The sequence below is a fragment of the Aeromonas sp. FDAARGOS 1414 genome, assembly GCF_019047065.1.
GTDB classification, from domain to species: Bacteria; Pseudomonadota; Gammaproteobacteria; order Enterobacterales; family Aeromonadaceae; genus Aeromonas; species Aeromonas veronii_A.
In genome coordinates, this window is record NZ_CP077210.1 from 1,418,277 (window position 1) to 1,434,533 (window position 16,257).

The 16,257-nt window shown below is 57.3% G+C and carries 16 protein-coding genes; 4 read left to right on the forward strand and 12 right to left on the reverse strand.

Annotated elements, in window-relative coordinates:
* Position 1: 1 nt before the first annotated feature.
* Positions 2–1,129: a 2-methylcitrate synthase gene (gene prpC, locus I6L44_RS06315; RefSeq protein WP_216953588.1), complete on the reverse strand. Its 1,128-nt coding sequence runs from the start codon at positions 1,127–1,129 to the stop codon at positions 2–4.
* A gap of 10 nt (positions 1,130–1,139) precedes the next feature.
* Entirely contained in the window at positions 1,140–2,027 is an 888-nt protein-coding gene (gene prpB, locus I6L44_RS06320; RefSeq protein WP_216954374.1) for a methylisocitrate lyase, read from the reverse strand.
* A 147-nt stretch (positions 2,028–2,174) separates the two neighbouring features.
* Between prpB and I6L44_RS06325 the strand changes: the two genes are divergently transcribed.
* From I6L44_RS06325 to rsmF, 4 genes are all read left to right on the forward strand, one after another.
* Positions 2,175–2,801, forward strand: coding sequence for a paraquat-inducible protein A (locus I6L44_RS06325; RefSeq protein WP_005345516.1), 627 nt, complete (start codon positions 2,175–2,177; stop codon positions 2,799–2,801).
* Complete coding sequence (locus tag I6L44_RS06330) at positions 2,785–3,387, forward strand: paraquat-inducible protein A (RefSeq protein ID WP_005333132.1); 603 nt, start codon at positions 2,785–2,787, stop codon at positions 3,385–3,387. Before I6L44_RS06325 ends, I6L44_RS06330 begins: the two co-directional genes overlap by 17 nt.
* 55 nt (positions 3,388–3,442) lie before the next feature.
* Positions 3,443–5,995, forward strand: coding sequence for an MlaD family protein (locus I6L44_RS06335; protein ID WP_216953589.1), 2,553 nt, complete (start codon positions 3,443–3,445; stop codon positions 5,993–5,995).
* Between the two features lie 144 nt (positions 5,996–6,139).
* A complete protein-coding gene (gene rsmF / locus I6L44_RS06340) occupies positions 6,140–7,570 on the forward strand; it encodes a 16S rRNA (cytosine(1407)-C(5))-methyltransferase RsmF (RefSeq protein WP_216953590.1) in 1,431 nt (476 codons plus the stop codon).
* Between the two features lie 226 nt (positions 7,571–7,796).
* Here the strand turns inward: rsmF and I6L44_RS06345 are convergent, their stop codons facing one another.
* From I6L44_RS06345 to fabG, 10 genes are all read right to left on the reverse strand, one after another.
* Positions 7,797–8,069 (reverse strand): RepB family protein, encoded by a 273-nt coding sequence (locus I6L44_RS06345; RefSeq protein WP_216953591.1) that lies wholly within the window; start codon positions 8,067–8,069, stop codon positions 7,797–7,799.
* A 171-nt stretch (positions 8,070–8,240) separates the two neighbouring features.
* Positions 8,241–9,269 carry a site-specific integrase gene (locus I6L44_RS06350; RefSeq protein ID WP_216953592.1) on the reverse strand — a complete coding sequence of 343 codons (1,029 nt, stop codon included), beginning with the start codon at positions 9,267–9,269 and terminating at the stop codon, positions 8,241–8,243.
* Positions 9,270–9,553: 284 nt separating this feature from the next.
* Positions 9,554–10,333, reverse strand: coding sequence for a TatD family hydrolase (locus I6L44_RS06355; RefSeq protein ID WP_216953593.1), 780 nt, complete (start codon positions 10,331–10,333; stop codon positions 9,554–9,556).
* A 25-nt stretch (positions 10,334–10,358) separates the two neighbouring features.
* Positions 10,359–11,306, reverse strand: a complete 948-nt coding sequence (gene holB, locus I6L44_RS06360; RefSeq protein ID WP_216953594.1) for a DNA polymerase III subunit delta' — start codon at positions 11,304–11,306, stop codon at positions 10,359–10,361.
* Positions 11,291–11,932 carry a dTMP kinase gene (gene tmk, locus I6L44_RS06365; RefSeq protein ID WP_216953595.1) on the reverse strand — a complete coding sequence of 214 codons (642 nt, stop codon included), beginning with the start codon at positions 11,930–11,932 and terminating at the stop codon, positions 11,291–11,293. The genes holB and tmk overlap by 16 nt, the downstream gene beginning before the upstream one ends.
* Entirely contained in the window at positions 11,932–12,933 is a 1,002-nt protein-coding gene (gene mltG, locus I6L44_RS06370) for an endolytic transglycosylase MltG (RefSeq protein ID WP_162632596.1), read from the reverse strand. The genes tmk and mltG overlap by 1 nt, the downstream gene beginning before the upstream one ends.
* Positions 12,923–13,729, reverse strand: a complete 807-nt coding sequence (gene pabC / locus I6L44_RS06375; RefSeq protein ID WP_216953596.1) for an aminodeoxychorismate lyase — start codon at positions 13,727–13,729, stop codon at positions 12,923–12,925. The genes mltG and pabC overlap by 11 nt, the downstream gene beginning before the upstream one ends.
* A gap of 68 nt (positions 13,730–13,797) precedes the next feature.
* Positions 13,798–15,039, reverse strand: a complete 1,242-nt coding sequence (fabF, locus tag I6L44_RS06380) for a beta-ketoacyl-ACP synthase II (RefSeq protein ID WP_005333158.1) — start codon at positions 15,037–15,039, stop codon at positions 13,798–13,800.
* An 82-nt stretch (positions 15,040–15,121) separates the two neighbouring features.
* Positions 15,122–15,358 carry an acyl carrier protein gene (gene acpP / locus I6L44_RS06385; protein ID WP_005300909.1) on the reverse strand — a complete coding sequence of 79 codons (237 nt, stop codon included), beginning with the start codon at positions 15,356–15,358 and terminating at the stop codon, positions 15,122–15,124.
* A gap of 158 nt (positions 15,359–15,516) precedes the next feature.
* Positions 15,517–16,251 carry a 3-oxoacyl-ACP reductase FabG gene (fabG, locus tag I6L44_RS06390; RefSeq protein WP_005351850.1) on the reverse strand — a complete coding sequence of 245 codons (735 nt, stop codon included), beginning with the start codon at positions 16,249–16,251 and terminating at the stop codon, positions 15,517–15,519.
* Positions 16,252–16,257 lie beyond the last annotated feature (6 nt).

A 16,257-nucleotide genomic window follows, 5' to 3' on the forward strand; every position in this document is an offset into this window, starting at 1 on the left:
CTTATCGTTGTTGTAGAGAGACAAAGTGACGGGGGGCCGGGCCGACATAATCGGCGCTCGGGCGGATGATCCGGTTGTGCTCGCGCTGCTCCATCACGTGGGCGCACCAGCCGGTGACCCGCGAGCAGACGAAGATAGGCGTGAACAGCTTGGTCGGGATCCCCATGTAGTGATAGGCGCTGGCATGGAAGAAGTCGGCGTTGGGAAAGAGCTCTTTCTCTTCCCACATCACCTTCTCCGCCTCGCAGGAGACGCGATAGAGGTGATCATCCCCCACCGCCTCGGCAAGCTTGGCCGACCACTCCTTGATGATGACGTTGCGCGGATCAGAAGTGCGGTAGATGGCGTGGCCAAAGCCCATGATCTTCTCCTTGGCCGCCAACTTGGCCAGCAGTTCGCGCCTTGCCTGCGCTTCATCCTGCCAGTGTTCGATCATCGCCATGGCCGCCTCGTTGGCGCCGCCATGGAGCGGGCCGCGCAGGGTGCCGATGGCGGCGGTGATGCAGGAGAACATGTCGGAAAGAGTTGAGGCGCAGACTCGCGCGGCAAAGGTGGAGGCGTTGAACTCATGCTCGGCGTAGAGGACGAGGGAGACATGCATCACCCGCCGCTCCAGCTCGCTCGGCGCTTTCTGGTGCAGCAGCGCGAGGAAATGGCCACCGATACACTCTTCGTCGGTATCGAGGGCGATACGAATACCTTCATGGCTGAACTTGTACCAGTAGATCAGAATGCCCGGAAAGGCGGCCAGCAGCCGATCCGCCACTTCGTGTTCATGCTCGAAGCCATCTTCCGGCTCCAGATCGCCGAGCATGGAGCAGCCGGTGCGCAGCACATCCATGGGATGGGCATCGGCGGGAATGCGTTCCAGCACTTCCAGCAGCGGCTGGGGCAAGGTGCGCAGGCGACGCAGCTCGCGCTTGTAGGCGTCAAGCTGCTGCTCATCGGGCAATTCTCCCTTGAGTAGCAGATAGGCGACCTCCTCGAACTGGGCGCTATCGGCCAGCTCCTTGATGTCATAGCCGCGATAGGTAAGACCAGTGCCGCTCTTGCCTACTGTGCAGATACTGGTCTCCCCTGCGCTTTGGCCACGCAGACCTGCCCCACCCAACGGTTTTTGCTGTCCCATAAGCTGCCTCCTATTCCTTGGCTATAAACAGACGATCCAGTGTCTGCTCGTAGTGGTGATATCCGAGGAAGTCGTAGAGTGACTCCCGGGTCTGCATGGTCTCCACGACGGCTCGTTGATGGCCATCCTGGCGAATATGGTGATAGACGTTGAGGGCGGCCTGATTGGCGGCCCGGTTGGCACTCAAGGGGTAGAGCACCATGTCAACTCCGTGCGCGGCCAGTTGCTCTTTGTCAAACAGCTCGGTTTTGCCGAACTCGGTCATGTTGGCGAGGATCGGCACGTTGGCCGCTTGCTTGAACTGGTCGTACTGGGCAAGCTCGGTCACCGCCTCGGCGAAGATCATGTCGGCACCGGCGGCCACATAGGCGGCAGTGCGTTCAAGAGCCGACTCCATCCCTTCCACCGCCAGTGCATCGGTGCGGGCCATGATGACGAACTCGCTATTCTCGCGGGCATCCACTGCTGCCTTGATGCGATCACACATCTCCTCAAGCGACACCACCGCCTTGTTGGGACGGTGGCCGCAGCGCTTTTGGGCCACCTGATCTTCCATATGGACGGCGGCAACTCCGGCCCGCTCGAACGCGCGGATGGTGCGGGCGATATTGAATGCCCCGCCCCAGCCGGTATCGATATCGACCAACAGCGGCACACGGGTCGCAGCAGTTATCCGTTCGGCATCGATCAGCACGTCGTTGAGGGAAGTCATACCGAGATCCGGCAAGCCGTAGGAGGCATTGGCTACTCCGGCGCCTGAGAGATAGAGGGCTTGAAAACCGCTGCGCTCGGCCATCAGCGCCATATAGGCATTGATGGTGCCGACGATCTGCAGGGGCCGTTCATTGGCGAGGGCGGTGCGAAAGCGCAGGCCTGCCGAGGGGGACAAACTTGACATCATGACTCCTTTCACCTGTCTAGTTTGGCTATCTAATATCACGTTTACGTTAACGTCAATTATACTTTCGTAACATTCCGGCCGCAGGCAAGACAGGAAACCGGTTTTAGGGTAAATTTCACCAATTCCTTCAACAGGTTGAATTGTATGATGGAGCCCGGTTCCGTGATTGTCTGTCCGGCGTGCGACTTGCTTATTCAGCGCAAGGCGCTGCCGCTGCGTCGTCATGCCCACTGCCCGCGTTGTCACCAACATCTCTATGGCCGTTATGCCTTTCGTCCCTCCCAGTTGATGGCCCTGACCATCACCGGATTTCTGCTGCTGCCCTCCGCCTTTTTCGAACCCCTCATCTATCTGCGGCTGGCTGGGGTCAACACCGACGCCGACCTGCTGCGCGGTATTCTGGTACTGTTTGGCGAGGGCGAATGGTGGGTGGCCAGCCTGGTGCTCTGGTGCGCGGTGTTGGCGCCGGTGGGATTATTGGCGGGGATCTTTGTGCTGGCTTCGGGTCTGGCCAAACGTTGGCACATTCTTCCCGTCACCTTGAAGCTGGTCGAGGTGTTTCGCCACTGGGCCATGCTGGAGGTCTATATCGTCAGCCTGCTGGTTGCCCTGTTCAAACTGATTGACATCGCCGATGTGCGCCTCGGTGGCGGGTTGCTCAGTCTCGGTATTCTGATGCTGCTCAACATGACCCTGCTGATCCTGTTTGACCCCGCCCCCTACTGGGCGCGGATCCCGTTAAAGGAGCCGGAACATGACCAGCGCCCGTGAGATGGGGCTCTGCCGCTGCCATACCTGCGGTCTGCTGGTGCGTTATCAAGCCGGGGCAGTCTGCCCCCGTTGCAGCAGCAAATTGCAGGTGCGCATTCCCCGCTCCCTCGCCTGGTCGTGGGGCTTGCTGGCGCTCGCTACCTTCATGTTGCTGCCTGCCAATCTATTGCCCATTACCCATTTCTACAACAAGGGGTTACTGCAGTCAGATACCATCTTCAGCGGTATCATGATGCTCTATCGCAGCAAGATGAGCGGGATTGCCACCATAGTCCTCACCGCCAGCATACTGGTACCCGTGGGCAAGATATTGGGGTTGGGCTGGATCTGCTGGCAGTTGCAGCGGGCCAAGCCGGTGCGGCGCAAGCGCCAGCTGGTGATGTATCGGGTGATCGATTTTATCGGTCGCTGGTCAATGCTGGACTTGTTCGTGATTTCGCTGATGGTGGCACTGGTCGATCGGGGTGTGCTGCTGAGTGTCCGCGCAGGCCCGGGGGCCACCGCCTTTGCCGGTGTGGTGGTGCTGACCATGATGTCGGCCCGCATGCTCGATACCCGTTTACTGTGGGACAAGGCGGCCCGTTGATGATTTCTCTGTTTTTGTCTGATGTGCTGTTTAATCCAGCCAATAAGGAGTCACTATGATCGGGGCTGAACCCGTCATCGAAAAGCGTCGCTGGTTATCGCCGGTCTGGCTGTTACCCCTGATAGCCCTGCTGCTGGCAGGTGGCTTTCTCTATCAGCAGGTATTGAGCCGTGGCCAGCTTATCCAGATCAACTTCGCCCAGGGCAACGGCATCTTGCCTGGTAAAACCCAGGTTCGTTATCAGGGGGTGGCTATCGGTGTGGTGCAGGAGCTGGAGTTGGCTGAAGATGGCCGCAAGATTGCGGTAATGGCCAAGATTGACAGCCGTGCCCGGCCGTTGATCCGCAAAGGCTCCGACTTCTGGCTGGTGAGCCCCAAGGCATCGCTGACCGAGATCTCCGGCCTCGATACTCTGGTCTCCGGCAATTACATCAACCTGCAACCGGGGCGTGAAAGCAATCCGCTGGAGGAGACCTTCGATGCCCTTGAGGGCCCTCCCCCCGGCTATCAGGCTCAGGGACGCATGCTGCACCTGACCGCCGATTCGCTGGGTTCTGTGGGGATTGGCGCCAAGCTCTATTTCCGCGGCATCGAGGTGGGCAGCGTTATCAATACCCGCCTGGGTCAGGACAACCAGAATGTCATTCTGGATCTGGTGATCGAGCCGCGTTTCGAACATCTGGTCAAAGCCGATACCCGCTTCTGGAACATCAGCGGCATCAAGGGCTCCTTCAGTCTGGCCGGGGTAAACGTGGAGGCTGGCAGCCTTACCTCCATCCTGAGCGGCGGCATTGCCTTTGACTCGCCCAAAGATTCACCGGAACCGGAGAAGGGACAGACTTTCGTCCTCTATAAAGGGCTGGCGGAAGCGGCGCGTGGCGAGCGTATCGACATTGCGGCTGGCGATCTTCCGGTCAAGGAGGGGATGCCCATCCTCTATGAGGGGATCGAGATTGGTCGTATCGACCCCATTCGCCTCACCGACAAAGGCCGTGTGGTCACAGCGCTGATCAACCCGGAGCAGGCTTACCGCATTACTGACAAGAGTCAACTGGTGTGGGAGAGCGTCTCCCTCTCCGCGACCGGCGTGCAGCATGCAGATCGCCTGCTCTCCGGCCCGGCCATTCGCCTCGACTATGTAGCGGGCAAACCGGTACAGAAGATGACCCTGACCGATCGCGCGCCCCAGAGCGGTACCAAGGTGACGCTGCAGGCTGACGATCTGGCGGGGCTCAATCAGGATGCACCTGTCTGGTACAAGGGATTGCATGTGGGCCGTATCAGCCAGCTCACCTTGGATGCGCGCGGCAATGCCAGCGTTGAGCTGGTGATGGCGCCGAACTATGGCCATCTGCTCAACCGTGCCCGCTTCTATCGCGCCGCCCCGTTGCAGATCGATGCCGATCTGAGCGGCATCAAAGTAGAAACCAGTCCGGCCAGTGCCTGGTTGGGGGGCGGGATCAAGCTGGTACAAGCCAGCAGTGGCGAGCGGATTAACCGTCTCTACCCGAGTCAGGAGTTGGCACTGCTCGGTACCCGTGATGCCAAGCCGCAGCGCTGGTTGCTCAAGGCAGATCAGGCCGATGGCATTGGCATTGGCTCACCTGTGCTCTATCTGGGGCTGGAAGCGGGCAAAGTCAAACAGCTGCGCGCCGCCAAAGAGGGGGTCGAGATCGAGCTAGAAATTGATGGCGTCTATGCTCCCCTCCTCGCCCAGCAACCCCAGTTTTGGAAAAAACCGGCCATCGACACCAAGGTGCGGGTCGATGGGGTGCAGGTCAAGGTGGGCAACCTCGCTACCCTGCTGCGCGGCGCTATCGAGTTCGACCGGTTGGCCAATGGCCGCAGCAGTCATCAACTGTTCGATTCCAGAGAGCAAGCCAAGGCCAAGGTGCGCCAGCTGTCACTGGTGGCAGATAGCAATCCGGGGCTCGGGATTGGCAGCCCGATCCGCTATCGTGGGGTCGATATCGGCAAAATTGAAGAGATCGAGCTGGAGCCGTCTCTGGGTCAGGTGATCTTCAAGGCGGAACTCGATGGCCACTATGCCGAGCGTTTCCTGCAGTCCGGTGCCCGCTTCACTCTGGTGCAGGCCAAGCTGGGGCTGGGCGGTGTCGCTCACCTCGATACCCTGATCAAGGGGGCGTTTGTAGAAGCACAACCCGGTAAAGGCGCTGGCAAAGATCGCTTCCCCTTGAGTCAGGTCGGCCCGGTGGGTCTGGCCCTGACCCTCAAGAGCCCCTCCGTCAATGGCCTGAGCGTCGGCAGCCCGCTGCTGTTTCGCAAGATGGTGGTGGGCAGTGTCACCAAGGTGGCGCTGGCTCGGGATGGCAGCGAGGTGGTGATCGATGTCAACGTGGATCAGGAGTATGCCCATCTGGTGCGGGCCAACTCTCGTTTCTGGAATGTCTCCGGGGTCAAGGCGGATATTGGCCTGACTGGCGGCACTATCGAAGTGGAGACGGTGCAGAGTCTGTTGGCCGGCGGCATCGCCTTCAATACGCCGGAGAGAGAGATGGGGCCAACCGTCAAGGCTGGCCACAGCTATCCGCTCTACGGCAAGGCCGAGAAAGAGTGGCTGGAGTGGAGTCCGCGTATCCAGCCCTGATCTCTTCCCTTTGTATCTCATCCAAGCCCGGCATCGCGCCGGGCTTTTTTATATTCCGGTGCCTGTTGATAGGGTTCAGATTCAGAATATTCTTAGCCTTGTGGTAGGATATCGCCCCTCTTTTTCGGTCAACGAGACGGCACAGTGCACGACAACACCTTCCTTCCCGATTACTTTTTACGCCACATTGCGGCCATCATGCCGGCTCATCTCTCGATGGATGAGTTTGTGGCCAGTTGTCGACGTCCGCTGCGCCGCAGCATTCGGGTCAATACCTTGAAGATCGCCGTCTCGGATTTCGTCGCCCTGATGGAGCCACTGGGTTGGCAGCTCGACCCCGTGCCTTGGTGTGATACTGGCTTCTGGCTGACCCGCAGCGATGAAACCGTCCCACTTGGCAACACCGCTGAGCACTTGAGCGGGCTCTTCTACATTCAGGAAGCGAGCTCCATGCTGCCGGTGACGGCACTCTTTGCCAGCGACAAGATCAAAACGGATGGCATGTTGCTGGATGCGGCGGCGGCCCCCGGCTCCAAGACCACTCAAATAGCCGCCTTGATGAACAATCAGGGGATGCTGGTTGCCAACGAGTTTTCCAGCAGCCGGTTGAAAGTGCTTAGCGCCAATATCCAGCGCTGCGGCGTGACCAATGTGGGGATGACCCATTTTGATGCCAAGGTATTTGGCCAGTGGTTGCCGGAGACCTTCGATGCCATCCTGCTCGATGCCCCCTGCTCCGGTGAAGGTACGGTGCGCAAGGATGAAGATGCGCTGCGCAACTGGAGTATCGAGAGCATCGACGAGATCGCGGCGGTGCAGCAGGGGCTGCTGGAGAGTGCCTTCCATGCCTTGAAACCGGGTGGCGTACTGGTCTACTCCACTTGCACCTTGAGTGAGCAGGAGAATCAGGCGGTCTGCCAATCCCTGCTGGACAAGTTTGGCGATGCCTTGAGTTTTGACTCGCTGGCCGACCTGTTTCCCCATGCAGAGCAAGCCTGCACACCTGAAGGATATCTGCACGTTTGGCCCCAGATCTTCGACAGTGAAGGCTTTTTCGTGGCCAGATTGCGCAAGCATCACTCGGTACCCAACACCATGTTCAAGCCGGGCAAGCTGGGCAAATTCCCCTTCCTGCCACTGGCAGCAAAAGAGTCAGAGCCCATGCTGCGCGAGATTGAAGCCAACTTCGGAGTGGCACCGCAGGGTCAACTGTTTGGCCGCAATGACGAGATCTGGCTCTTTCCCCAGCAGTTTGATCAGGTGCAGGGCAAGCTGCGTTTCGATCGCATCGGCATCAAGTTGGCCGAAACCTTCAAGAAAGGCTATCGCCTCACTCATGAGTGGGCTCTGGCCTATGGCGATAAAGCGAGCAAGGGCGTGGTTGAGCTTGATAGCGCCAATGCGCGGGAATTCATGATGGGGCGTGATGTCTGGCCAGAGCAGGATGCTGGCACTGGCGAGGTTATCGTCCGCTATCAGGGGCATACCCTGGGCATGGGGAAATGGGTGGGGAGTCGGGTCAAGAATGCCCTCCCCCGCGAGCTGGTGCGTGACAACAATCTGTTCAATGCGTAGTGGGCCGCTCGGTGCATAAGCACTTGAACGAGTCTGAAATACCCACACTCTGGTTGAACTTTTCTTCGGATCTTGAAAAGCCTTGAGCCTTGTCTAAGCTTAAGGCAATCCGAACACCAGTTAGCGCACGGCTCTGCAAGGAGCCAATTCCCCTATGCCAGGTACAAGGAATTCGTACCTGGCTTTTTTTATCTCTTCACGTATCGCTGTTACTTCACTCTTGTGTCTATTCAACGGTCTCTTCGACCTGTGTGGCGACTCTGTTTTCAAACGGAGGTTCTCTACCCAGCTCATGTTGGTAAAGCAGATCGATCGCCTGCTCGATGAGTGATGCCTGACTGTCTTCGAGATGGATACCCAGAGCGGCCAATCGCTCGGCGTGGCGATTGCTGATCCAGCATTGCAATCGGGTATGGGTCTCCTGCTTGCGTTTTACATGTTGGCGCTGCCGCTCGGCATTGTTTTGGGGGGCCGCTTCTTGCTCTTCACGCACTGTCATTTCTTGGCTCTATGTCCTTGCGATATTACGTTTCTGAGTTTGTTATCTCTCATTACATGCCATTATCCATTGGAAGATGCCCTTCCCCTTTGGGCTGCTGGCTGCACGGCAAATATATCATCAGATCAACAGGATATCATTTAACATAAAAAATGAAGTGACGCAGTTGTGTCAAAGCAAGCCATTAAGGGCATGATCGGAGAATTTGTGGGCGTCATCGAAGTACTCCTGCAGGGTTCGCATATCCTTGTGGCGAGTGACTTCAATGATCTTGTTCATCGGCTTTCCGGCAGTTACAGCAGAGGTGATAAATCCACGGCGCAGGCTATGGCCACTGACATAGAGATCATCGATGGTTTGGCCGGTTCGCCGCTTGATCATCAGATTGATACCCTGGGGGCCGAGTGGTTCGGCCATCAGTTGACCCCAACGATTCATGCGCCGAAATAGCGGCCCCTCGCTGATCCGGCTTTTGTGTAGCCACTTTTGCAGTGCCGAGACGGGACAGTAGTGCTTGCCTGGGATCAGGGCGATCTCGGTTTCATGCAGCTGATGTTTGCTCGGTTTGAGGCGAAGACGGATCCCCTGCCCCATAAAATCGAGATCGCTCACCTCAATTCTGGCCGCTTCCGAGCGGCGCAAAGCGCCACTAAACATCAGCAGTAGCAGGGTGTGATCACGTAAACCCGCCAGATCACCGGTATCGATGCCATCAAGCACCTGGGTCAATGGCTGCAGCGTCAGGGCACCGGTTTTACGCTTGCGGTTATCTCCCAATCTGACAATACCGCGCATCATCTCCTTGATTTCAGGATGCTCGGTGGGCATGGGATGAATGCCTTTCTGCTTGAAGGCATAACGGATCCCCGCCAGCCGTCTCACCAGGGTTGCCGGTTTTCGAGGCTCGCCATTACGCAACTCCCCTTTCCCCTCCTCTTTATCCAACCATACCCAGTCTGCCAATACGCCGTCAGCCTGATCAGCGAGAAAGTTCATGATGTCGTGATGGGTCGTTTGCAGCGGATCAAGCCCGTGTAATTGGCACCAGAAGACAAAAATACGGGTATCCGCCTGATAGGCATTGAGGGTGGAATCCGCTTTTGCACTGCGCAAAAAGCGGCGTGCCCGACTATTAAGCTGTGCATCGAAAACAGTCTGCAGTGACTGATGAGCTGGATTGGACAAGGTTGGATATGCCACGGAACAGTATGATTCATATGAAGTTTGAGAGGATCTTACAGGATCCTCCACACACATCAAGTATCGATAATGAATATTATCGATACTTATAGCCTGATGTTTTAATACCCTTTGACCACGGTGAAAAAACGAAACATCGGAATATCATTCACCCAGTTTTGTATGGATGAACGAGTTGAATTGACTGGGTGGGTGAGAGATAACGTTGTGCTAGGTTGATTTTCAGGTGGGTAATCCAGCTTGGTATTTGAAATATAAAAGCCCCGAGCAACGGGGCTTCTGTGTTATTTTTTCGCCCGCTTGAACAGTTCAAAGAAATTCCGGCTGGTGGCTTCTGCCAATTCATTAAGCGGAATATGACGCAGATCGGCAATAAACTGCGCAACGTCACGCACAAAGGCAGGTTCGTTCTCCCTCCCCCGATGCGGAACAGGTGCAAGATAGGGCGAGTCGGTCTCGACCAGCAATCTGTCGAGGGGCAGAGCCTTGACCACTTCTTGCAGTGCAGACGCATTTTTGAAGGTGGCGATCCCGGAGATGGAGATATAGAACCCCATCGCCATCGCCGCTTGCGCCATCTCGAGAGACTCGGTGAAACAGTGCAGCACACCGCCCACCTGATCAGCTCCCTCTTCACGCATGATCTGCAAGGTATCTTGCTGGGCATCGCGAGTGTGGATGATCAGCGGCTTGTTCAACGCGCAGGCAACCCGGATATGTTCGCGGAAAGAAGCTTGCTGCACCTCTTTGTTTTCAGGGGAATAAAAGTAGTCAAGCCCAGTTTCGCCGATGGCGATCACTCTTTCGTCCGCAGCCTGTGTCAGCAACAAGGCTGCATCCACCCCGGGTTCCTGATTGAGCGGGTGTACACCGCAAGAGGCAAACACCTGGGGATAGGGAGCGATCGCCTCGAGCATGGTCGGGAACTGTGCCTGAGTCACACTGACACAGAGAAAATATCCCACGTCCAGTTTCGCGGCCTTGGCAAGTACATCAGACATGCTGGTCTGCTTGCTGCCATAGCTGAGGCGATCGAGATGACAGTGGGAATCAACGAGTAACATATAAAACCTTTCTGCTTGTCGGTACTTATAACCAGCGACTGAGCCAGTTCATCAGATGGATGGTGGGATTGGAGAGCTGACCCGGCTGACAGGCCGCTTTCAGGGCAACCAGATCTTGTTCTGCCTCCAGCAGTTTTTCGCTGGAGTGCTGCTCCGCCAACCGCTGGCTCAAGATGGCCAGATCAGGCATGGCCAGCTGATGGTGACCACATCCGGCCTGGGTTTTCAGGGCATCACACAAGAAGAGCTGCAACCAGTGCAACCTGACCTGCGTCTCCTGACCAAGCTGGCTGCACAGTGCCGTCGCCTTGACCGGACTTTGACTCAGGGCGACAAACTGTTCCAGCAGTTCGCGGCGAGTACCGTCCTGTTGCAGCTCGATATAGTCGAGTACCCGCAGCGGTGCCCCCTGACAGATCCGCACCTGAGCCAGAGTGGCCTGATGACCCTGCTCGGCCAACCAGCGTACTGTCTCCCCTTCCGCAGGCAACTGACAGACATGTTTGTGACAGCGACTGAGAATGGTGGGAAGCAACCGGGAAACCTGGGAGGCTATCAGCAACAGCAAGCTGTCGCCGGCCGGCTCTTCCAAGGTTTTCAACAGGGCATTGGCTGCCGATTCGGTCATCCGCTCCGCATCAGGAATGATCACCACCTTGCCACGGCCGAGCTGGGCAGAGCCCTGCAGCCGGGTGCAGATCTCGCGAATGGCCTCGACCCCGATGGTCTTGCTGTCGCGCGTTATGGTGCCGAGATCCGGGTGATTGCCCTTGTCAAACAGCTGGCAGGAGTGGCACTGACCACACGGTTCTCCACGATCCGGTTGTTGGCAAAGGTGCAAACGCGCCAGCCGCTCAGCCAGTTGCTCCTTGCCAAGACCGGGATCGCCCAGCAACAACCAGGCGTGGCCGAGACGACCGGACTGGGCCGTCTGGCTCAGGGCATGCCAGTCTGAGATCAGCCAGGGATACATAGCGGCTCGTTCGACAGATAGTGATCCAATGCACACTCAATGGACGTTTTGACCTGTTCCGGCGTTCGCGCCGCATCGATCACCACAATGGAATCATCCTTGGCGGCCAGTTCGAGATAACGAGTTCGGGTACGCTCGAAGAAGCTCAGTTGCTCCAGTTCGATGCGATCCAGCTCGCCGCGATGGCGAGCGCGCTGCAAGCCAAGGGCAGGATCGATATCTAGATAGAGGGTGAGATCCGGCTTGAAGTTGCCAAGCACCGCCTGCTTGATGGCACCGATAAGCTGGGCATCGATACCACGGCCACCGCCTTGATAGGCCTGGGAGGAGAGATCGTGGCGATCCCCCACCACCCAGACACCGTCGGCCAGTGCGGGTTTGATGCGGGTCTCCACCAGTTGTACCCGGGAGGCATACATCAGCAGCAATTCCGCCTCGATGGTGAGGCGCTCGTTGTGCACCTCTTTGACGATGGCCCGCATCCGCTCGGCCAGTGGCGTACCACCCGGCTCGCGGGTGCACTCGATCCGGTTGATGCCGTGGCGCTGCAGATATTCGGTCACATAACGCACGGCCGAGCTCTTCCCTGCCCCTTCCAATCCTTCGATCACAATAAATTTAGACATTAGGGTTTCTTCAATATGTATTCGCGAACCGCCCGATTATGTTCGTCGAGGGTCTTGGAGAAATAGTGGGCACCGCCCCCCTTGGCGACAAAATAGAGATAGTCGGTCGATTTGGGGTTAAGCGCAGCTTCGATGGAGGCCTTGCCCGGCATGGCAATAGGCGTGGGCGGCAGGCCGTCGATCACATAGGTGTTGTAGGGATTCTTGTCGGTCAGATCGCTGCGGCGAATGTTGCCATCGAAGCGATCCTTCACCCCGTAAATGACGGTGGGATCGGTTTGCAACTTCATGCCCAGACGCAGACGGTTGACGAATACGGAGGCGATCTGCGCCCGCTCGTCCGGCTGGCCGGTCTCTTTCTCGATGATGGAGGCCATGATCAGCGCCTCATAAGGGGTCTTGTAAGGCAGGTTGGCCTGACGTTTCTCCCAGCTCTGCTGCAGGAAAGTCTCCATATCCTGATGGGCGCGACGCAGGATCGAGAGATCGCTGGCATGGGTGGTATAGGCATAGGTTTCCGGCAGGAACCAACCCTCCAGCTTGCCATTCTCGATGCCGAGTTCCTGCGCCAGGTCGGCTTCGGATTGCTCGACGGTCAACCGCTCAAGGTATGGGGCGCTGGAGAGTTGCTTTTGCCAATCCTCGAAACGGGAACCTTCGACGAAGGTGAGGCTGAAGTGAAACTCCTTGCCCGATGCGAACAGGGAAAGGGTCTCCTTGAGAGGGGCCCCTTCCTTGATTTCATAGGTGCCCGATTTGATGGCCACCAGTTCGGGATGGCTGCGCAGCCAGAGCCGCACCGCCCAGGGGCTGGTTTCCCCCTCACCCAGTTCGGCGATCAGGCGCGCCGCATGGGCGCCCTTCTCCACCGTAAAGAGCCGGGTCGGCCCCTTGTTGGTGAGCGTCTCTACCTGTTGCCATTTGTAATGTACATAGCCCCCGGCAGCGGCTACCGTCAGTGCCGCCCCCGCGAGCAGGGTGTAAAGCCGATTAAACTTCAATGACCAAACGCTCCTGTAAACGGCGACTCAATACCGCTGGGGGATAATGGATATCCTCGATGCCATTGACCGGCACGACCCCCATCAGGGTATTGGTGAGCCACACCTCTTCCGCCTGCCATAGTGACTCCAGCGGAGCCTCTACCACACGCAACTCAATACTCATCTGTTTCAACATCGCCATCACCTGGCGGCGCATGATGCCATCGACACCACCGCGGGCGAGATCGGGCGTAAACACCGTCTTGCCCCGACGCCAAAACAGATTGGCACTGACCCCTTCAATGAGAAAACCGCGACTGTTAAGCACTATCCCTTCGACTGCATTTCGGCTGACAAGTTCGCTTTTTAGCAATACCTGCTCCAGACGATTCAAGGTTTTAAGCCCGGCCAGCATGGGGGCATCGCCGATCCGCTGGCGGCACACCACCATCTCGATCCCCTCCTGTTGCCACTGGCCATAGTGAGTGGGAAACGGCGCCAGAGTGACAATCCGGGTTGTGTGCTGACATCCGCTGCCGTCATAGCCCCGCCCCCCCTCGCCGCGGGTCAGGATCACCTTGGCCACGCATTGTGGTTGCTCGGCCACCATCTCTTCAACCTCCTGGGTCAAGAGCTCCCAGTCCGGTTCAACCAATCCCAGCCGGTTGTTGGCCAGCTGCAACCGTGCCAGATGGGCAGGCCACTGCAACACGCGACCCTCCCTGACCGCCATGGTGGTAAAGTGACCATCACCATAGGCCAGCCCCCGATCATAGGCCGAGATGGTATCAAGCTTCATGCCATTGATAAGCAAAGGGATCCCTCCGATAAAAAAGGCCCGATACCGGCAGTATCGGGCCTGTGTCTTTGCCCTGCGGCAAATTATACGCGTTTGAAGATCAGTGAGCCATTGGTGCCGCCAAAACCAAACGAGTTGGAAAGGGCGTACTCGAAGCTGCCTGGCTTGGCCACATGGGGTACCAGATCCAAGTCGCACTCTTCATCCGGGTTGTCCAGGTTGATGGTGGGCGGAGCCACCTGATCACGCAGGGCCAACACTGTGATGATCGCCTCGATGGCACCGGCGGCGCCCAACAGGTGACCGGTCATGGACTTGGTAGAGCTCACCATCAGGGATTTGGCGTGCTCACCAAACACCGACTTCATGCCACGCAGCTCGGCCACATCACCCAGCGGGGTGGAGGTACCGTGCGCGTTGATGTAACCAATCTGCTCGGGAGCAATGCCGGCATCCTTGATAGCATTTTTCATGGCGCGAGCACCACCGTTGCCATCTGCAGGAGGCGCAGTCATGTGGTACGCGTCACCGCTCATGCCAAAACCGACCAGCTCGGCGTAGATCTTGGCGCCACGGGCCTTGGCGTGTTCGTACTCTTCCAGTACCAGTACACCGGCACCGTCACCCAGCACGAAACCATCGCGATCTTTATCCCACGGACGGCTCGCTTTTTGCGGCTCGTCGTTGCGGTTGGAGAGTGCCTTGGCTGCTGCGAAGCCACCCATCCCCATCGCGGTGGAGGCTTTCTCGGCACCGCCGGCGACCATCACATCGGCATCACCGTAAGCGATCATCCGGCCAGCCATACCGATGGCATGGGTACCAGTGGTACAGGCGGTCGTCACGGCGATGTTCGGCCCTTGCAGACCTTTCATGATGGAAAGATGACCGGACACCATATTGATGATGGTGGACGGAACGAAGAAGGGACTGATCTTGCGCGGGCCGCCGTTGACCAAGCTTTCGTGGTTCTGTTCAATCAGACCCAGACCGCCGATACCGGAGCCAATCGCCACGCCGACACGTTCGGCATTCTCTTCATTGATGGTCAGGCCGGAATCATCCAGTGCCTGCATACCGGCTGCGATGCCGTATTGAATGAAGAGATCCATCTTGCGAGCGTCTTTACGGTTGATGCCGTATTGCTCGGGATCGAAATCCTTGACCAGACCTGCGAAGCGGGTTGCAAACTCGCTGGCATCAAAATGTTCGATAAGGGAAATGCCGCTCTGCCCGTTGAGCAGTGCTTGCCAGCTGGATTCGGCAGTGTTACCCACCGGGGAAAGCATCCCCAAGCCGGTCACCACGACTCTGCGTTTTGACACTGAGGTAGTCTCCGAGAGGTGTTTTGAAAGGGAACAAATACAAAAGAAGCGGCCCTTGGGCCGCTTCTTTCAGAACAGGAACTTATTCCTGATTAGCGGTGATGTAGTCGATAGCCGCTTGAACAGTGGTGATCTTCTCGGCTTCTTCATCAGGAATTTCGGTATCGAATTCTTCTTCCAGCGCCATTACCAGTTCAACGGTATCCAAAGAGTCAGCGCCCAGGTCGTCGACGAAGGAGGCAGCGTTCTTAACGTCTTCCTCTTTAACACCCAGTTGTTCGATGATGATTTTCTTTACGCGTTCTTCGATGTTGCTCATGACCTGAATTTTCCTTTAAAAATACGCTATTTGCGTCTGGTTGGGGTAGTTTATTCAATTGACGTGAGTTTGCAAGTAGCTTGCCGCTGGTCAAACCACGAAATGTGCCAAACTTCGGCGTACTATCGCAAATTTGAACAGATCTTACGACAAATTGATTACACCATGTACATCCCGCCATTAACATGCAGGGTTTCGCCGGTGATATAGGCTGCTTCATCAGAAGCCAAGAATACCACAGCTGCGGCAATTTCTTTTGGATCACCCAAACGGGCGGCAGGCACCTGACTCATGATGCCGGCACGTTGATCGTCATTCAGGGCACGGGTCATGTCGGTTTCGATGAAACCGGGAGCAACCGCGTTCACTGTGATACCACGGGATGCCACTTCCCGCGCCAACGATTTGGTAAAACCAACCAGACCGGCCTTGGCGGCAGCATAGTTGACCTGACCGGCATTGCCCATGGTTCCCACCACGGAGCCAATGCTGATGATGCGACCGTGACGTTTCTTCATCATGGCACGCAACACCGGTTTGCTCAGACGGTAAAGCGAGGTCAGATTGGTATCGATGATCTCGTTCCACTCGTCATCTTTCATCCGCATCAACAGGTTGTCACGGGTGATACCCGCGTTGTTGATCAGGATGTCGATGTCGCCAAAGCGCGCCTTGATGGCGGCGAAGACGGCTTCGATGGATTCCTGGCTGGTCACGTTCAGTGCCATGCCGCAACCATTGTCGCCCAGATAGGCGCTGATCGCCTCGGCACCGCTCTCGCTGGTCGCCGTACCGACCACTTTCGCGCCACGGGCCACGAATGTTTCGGCAATCGCACGGCCGATGCCACGACTGGCACCGGTCACCAACACAACCTTATCGGTAAAACTCATCACTTG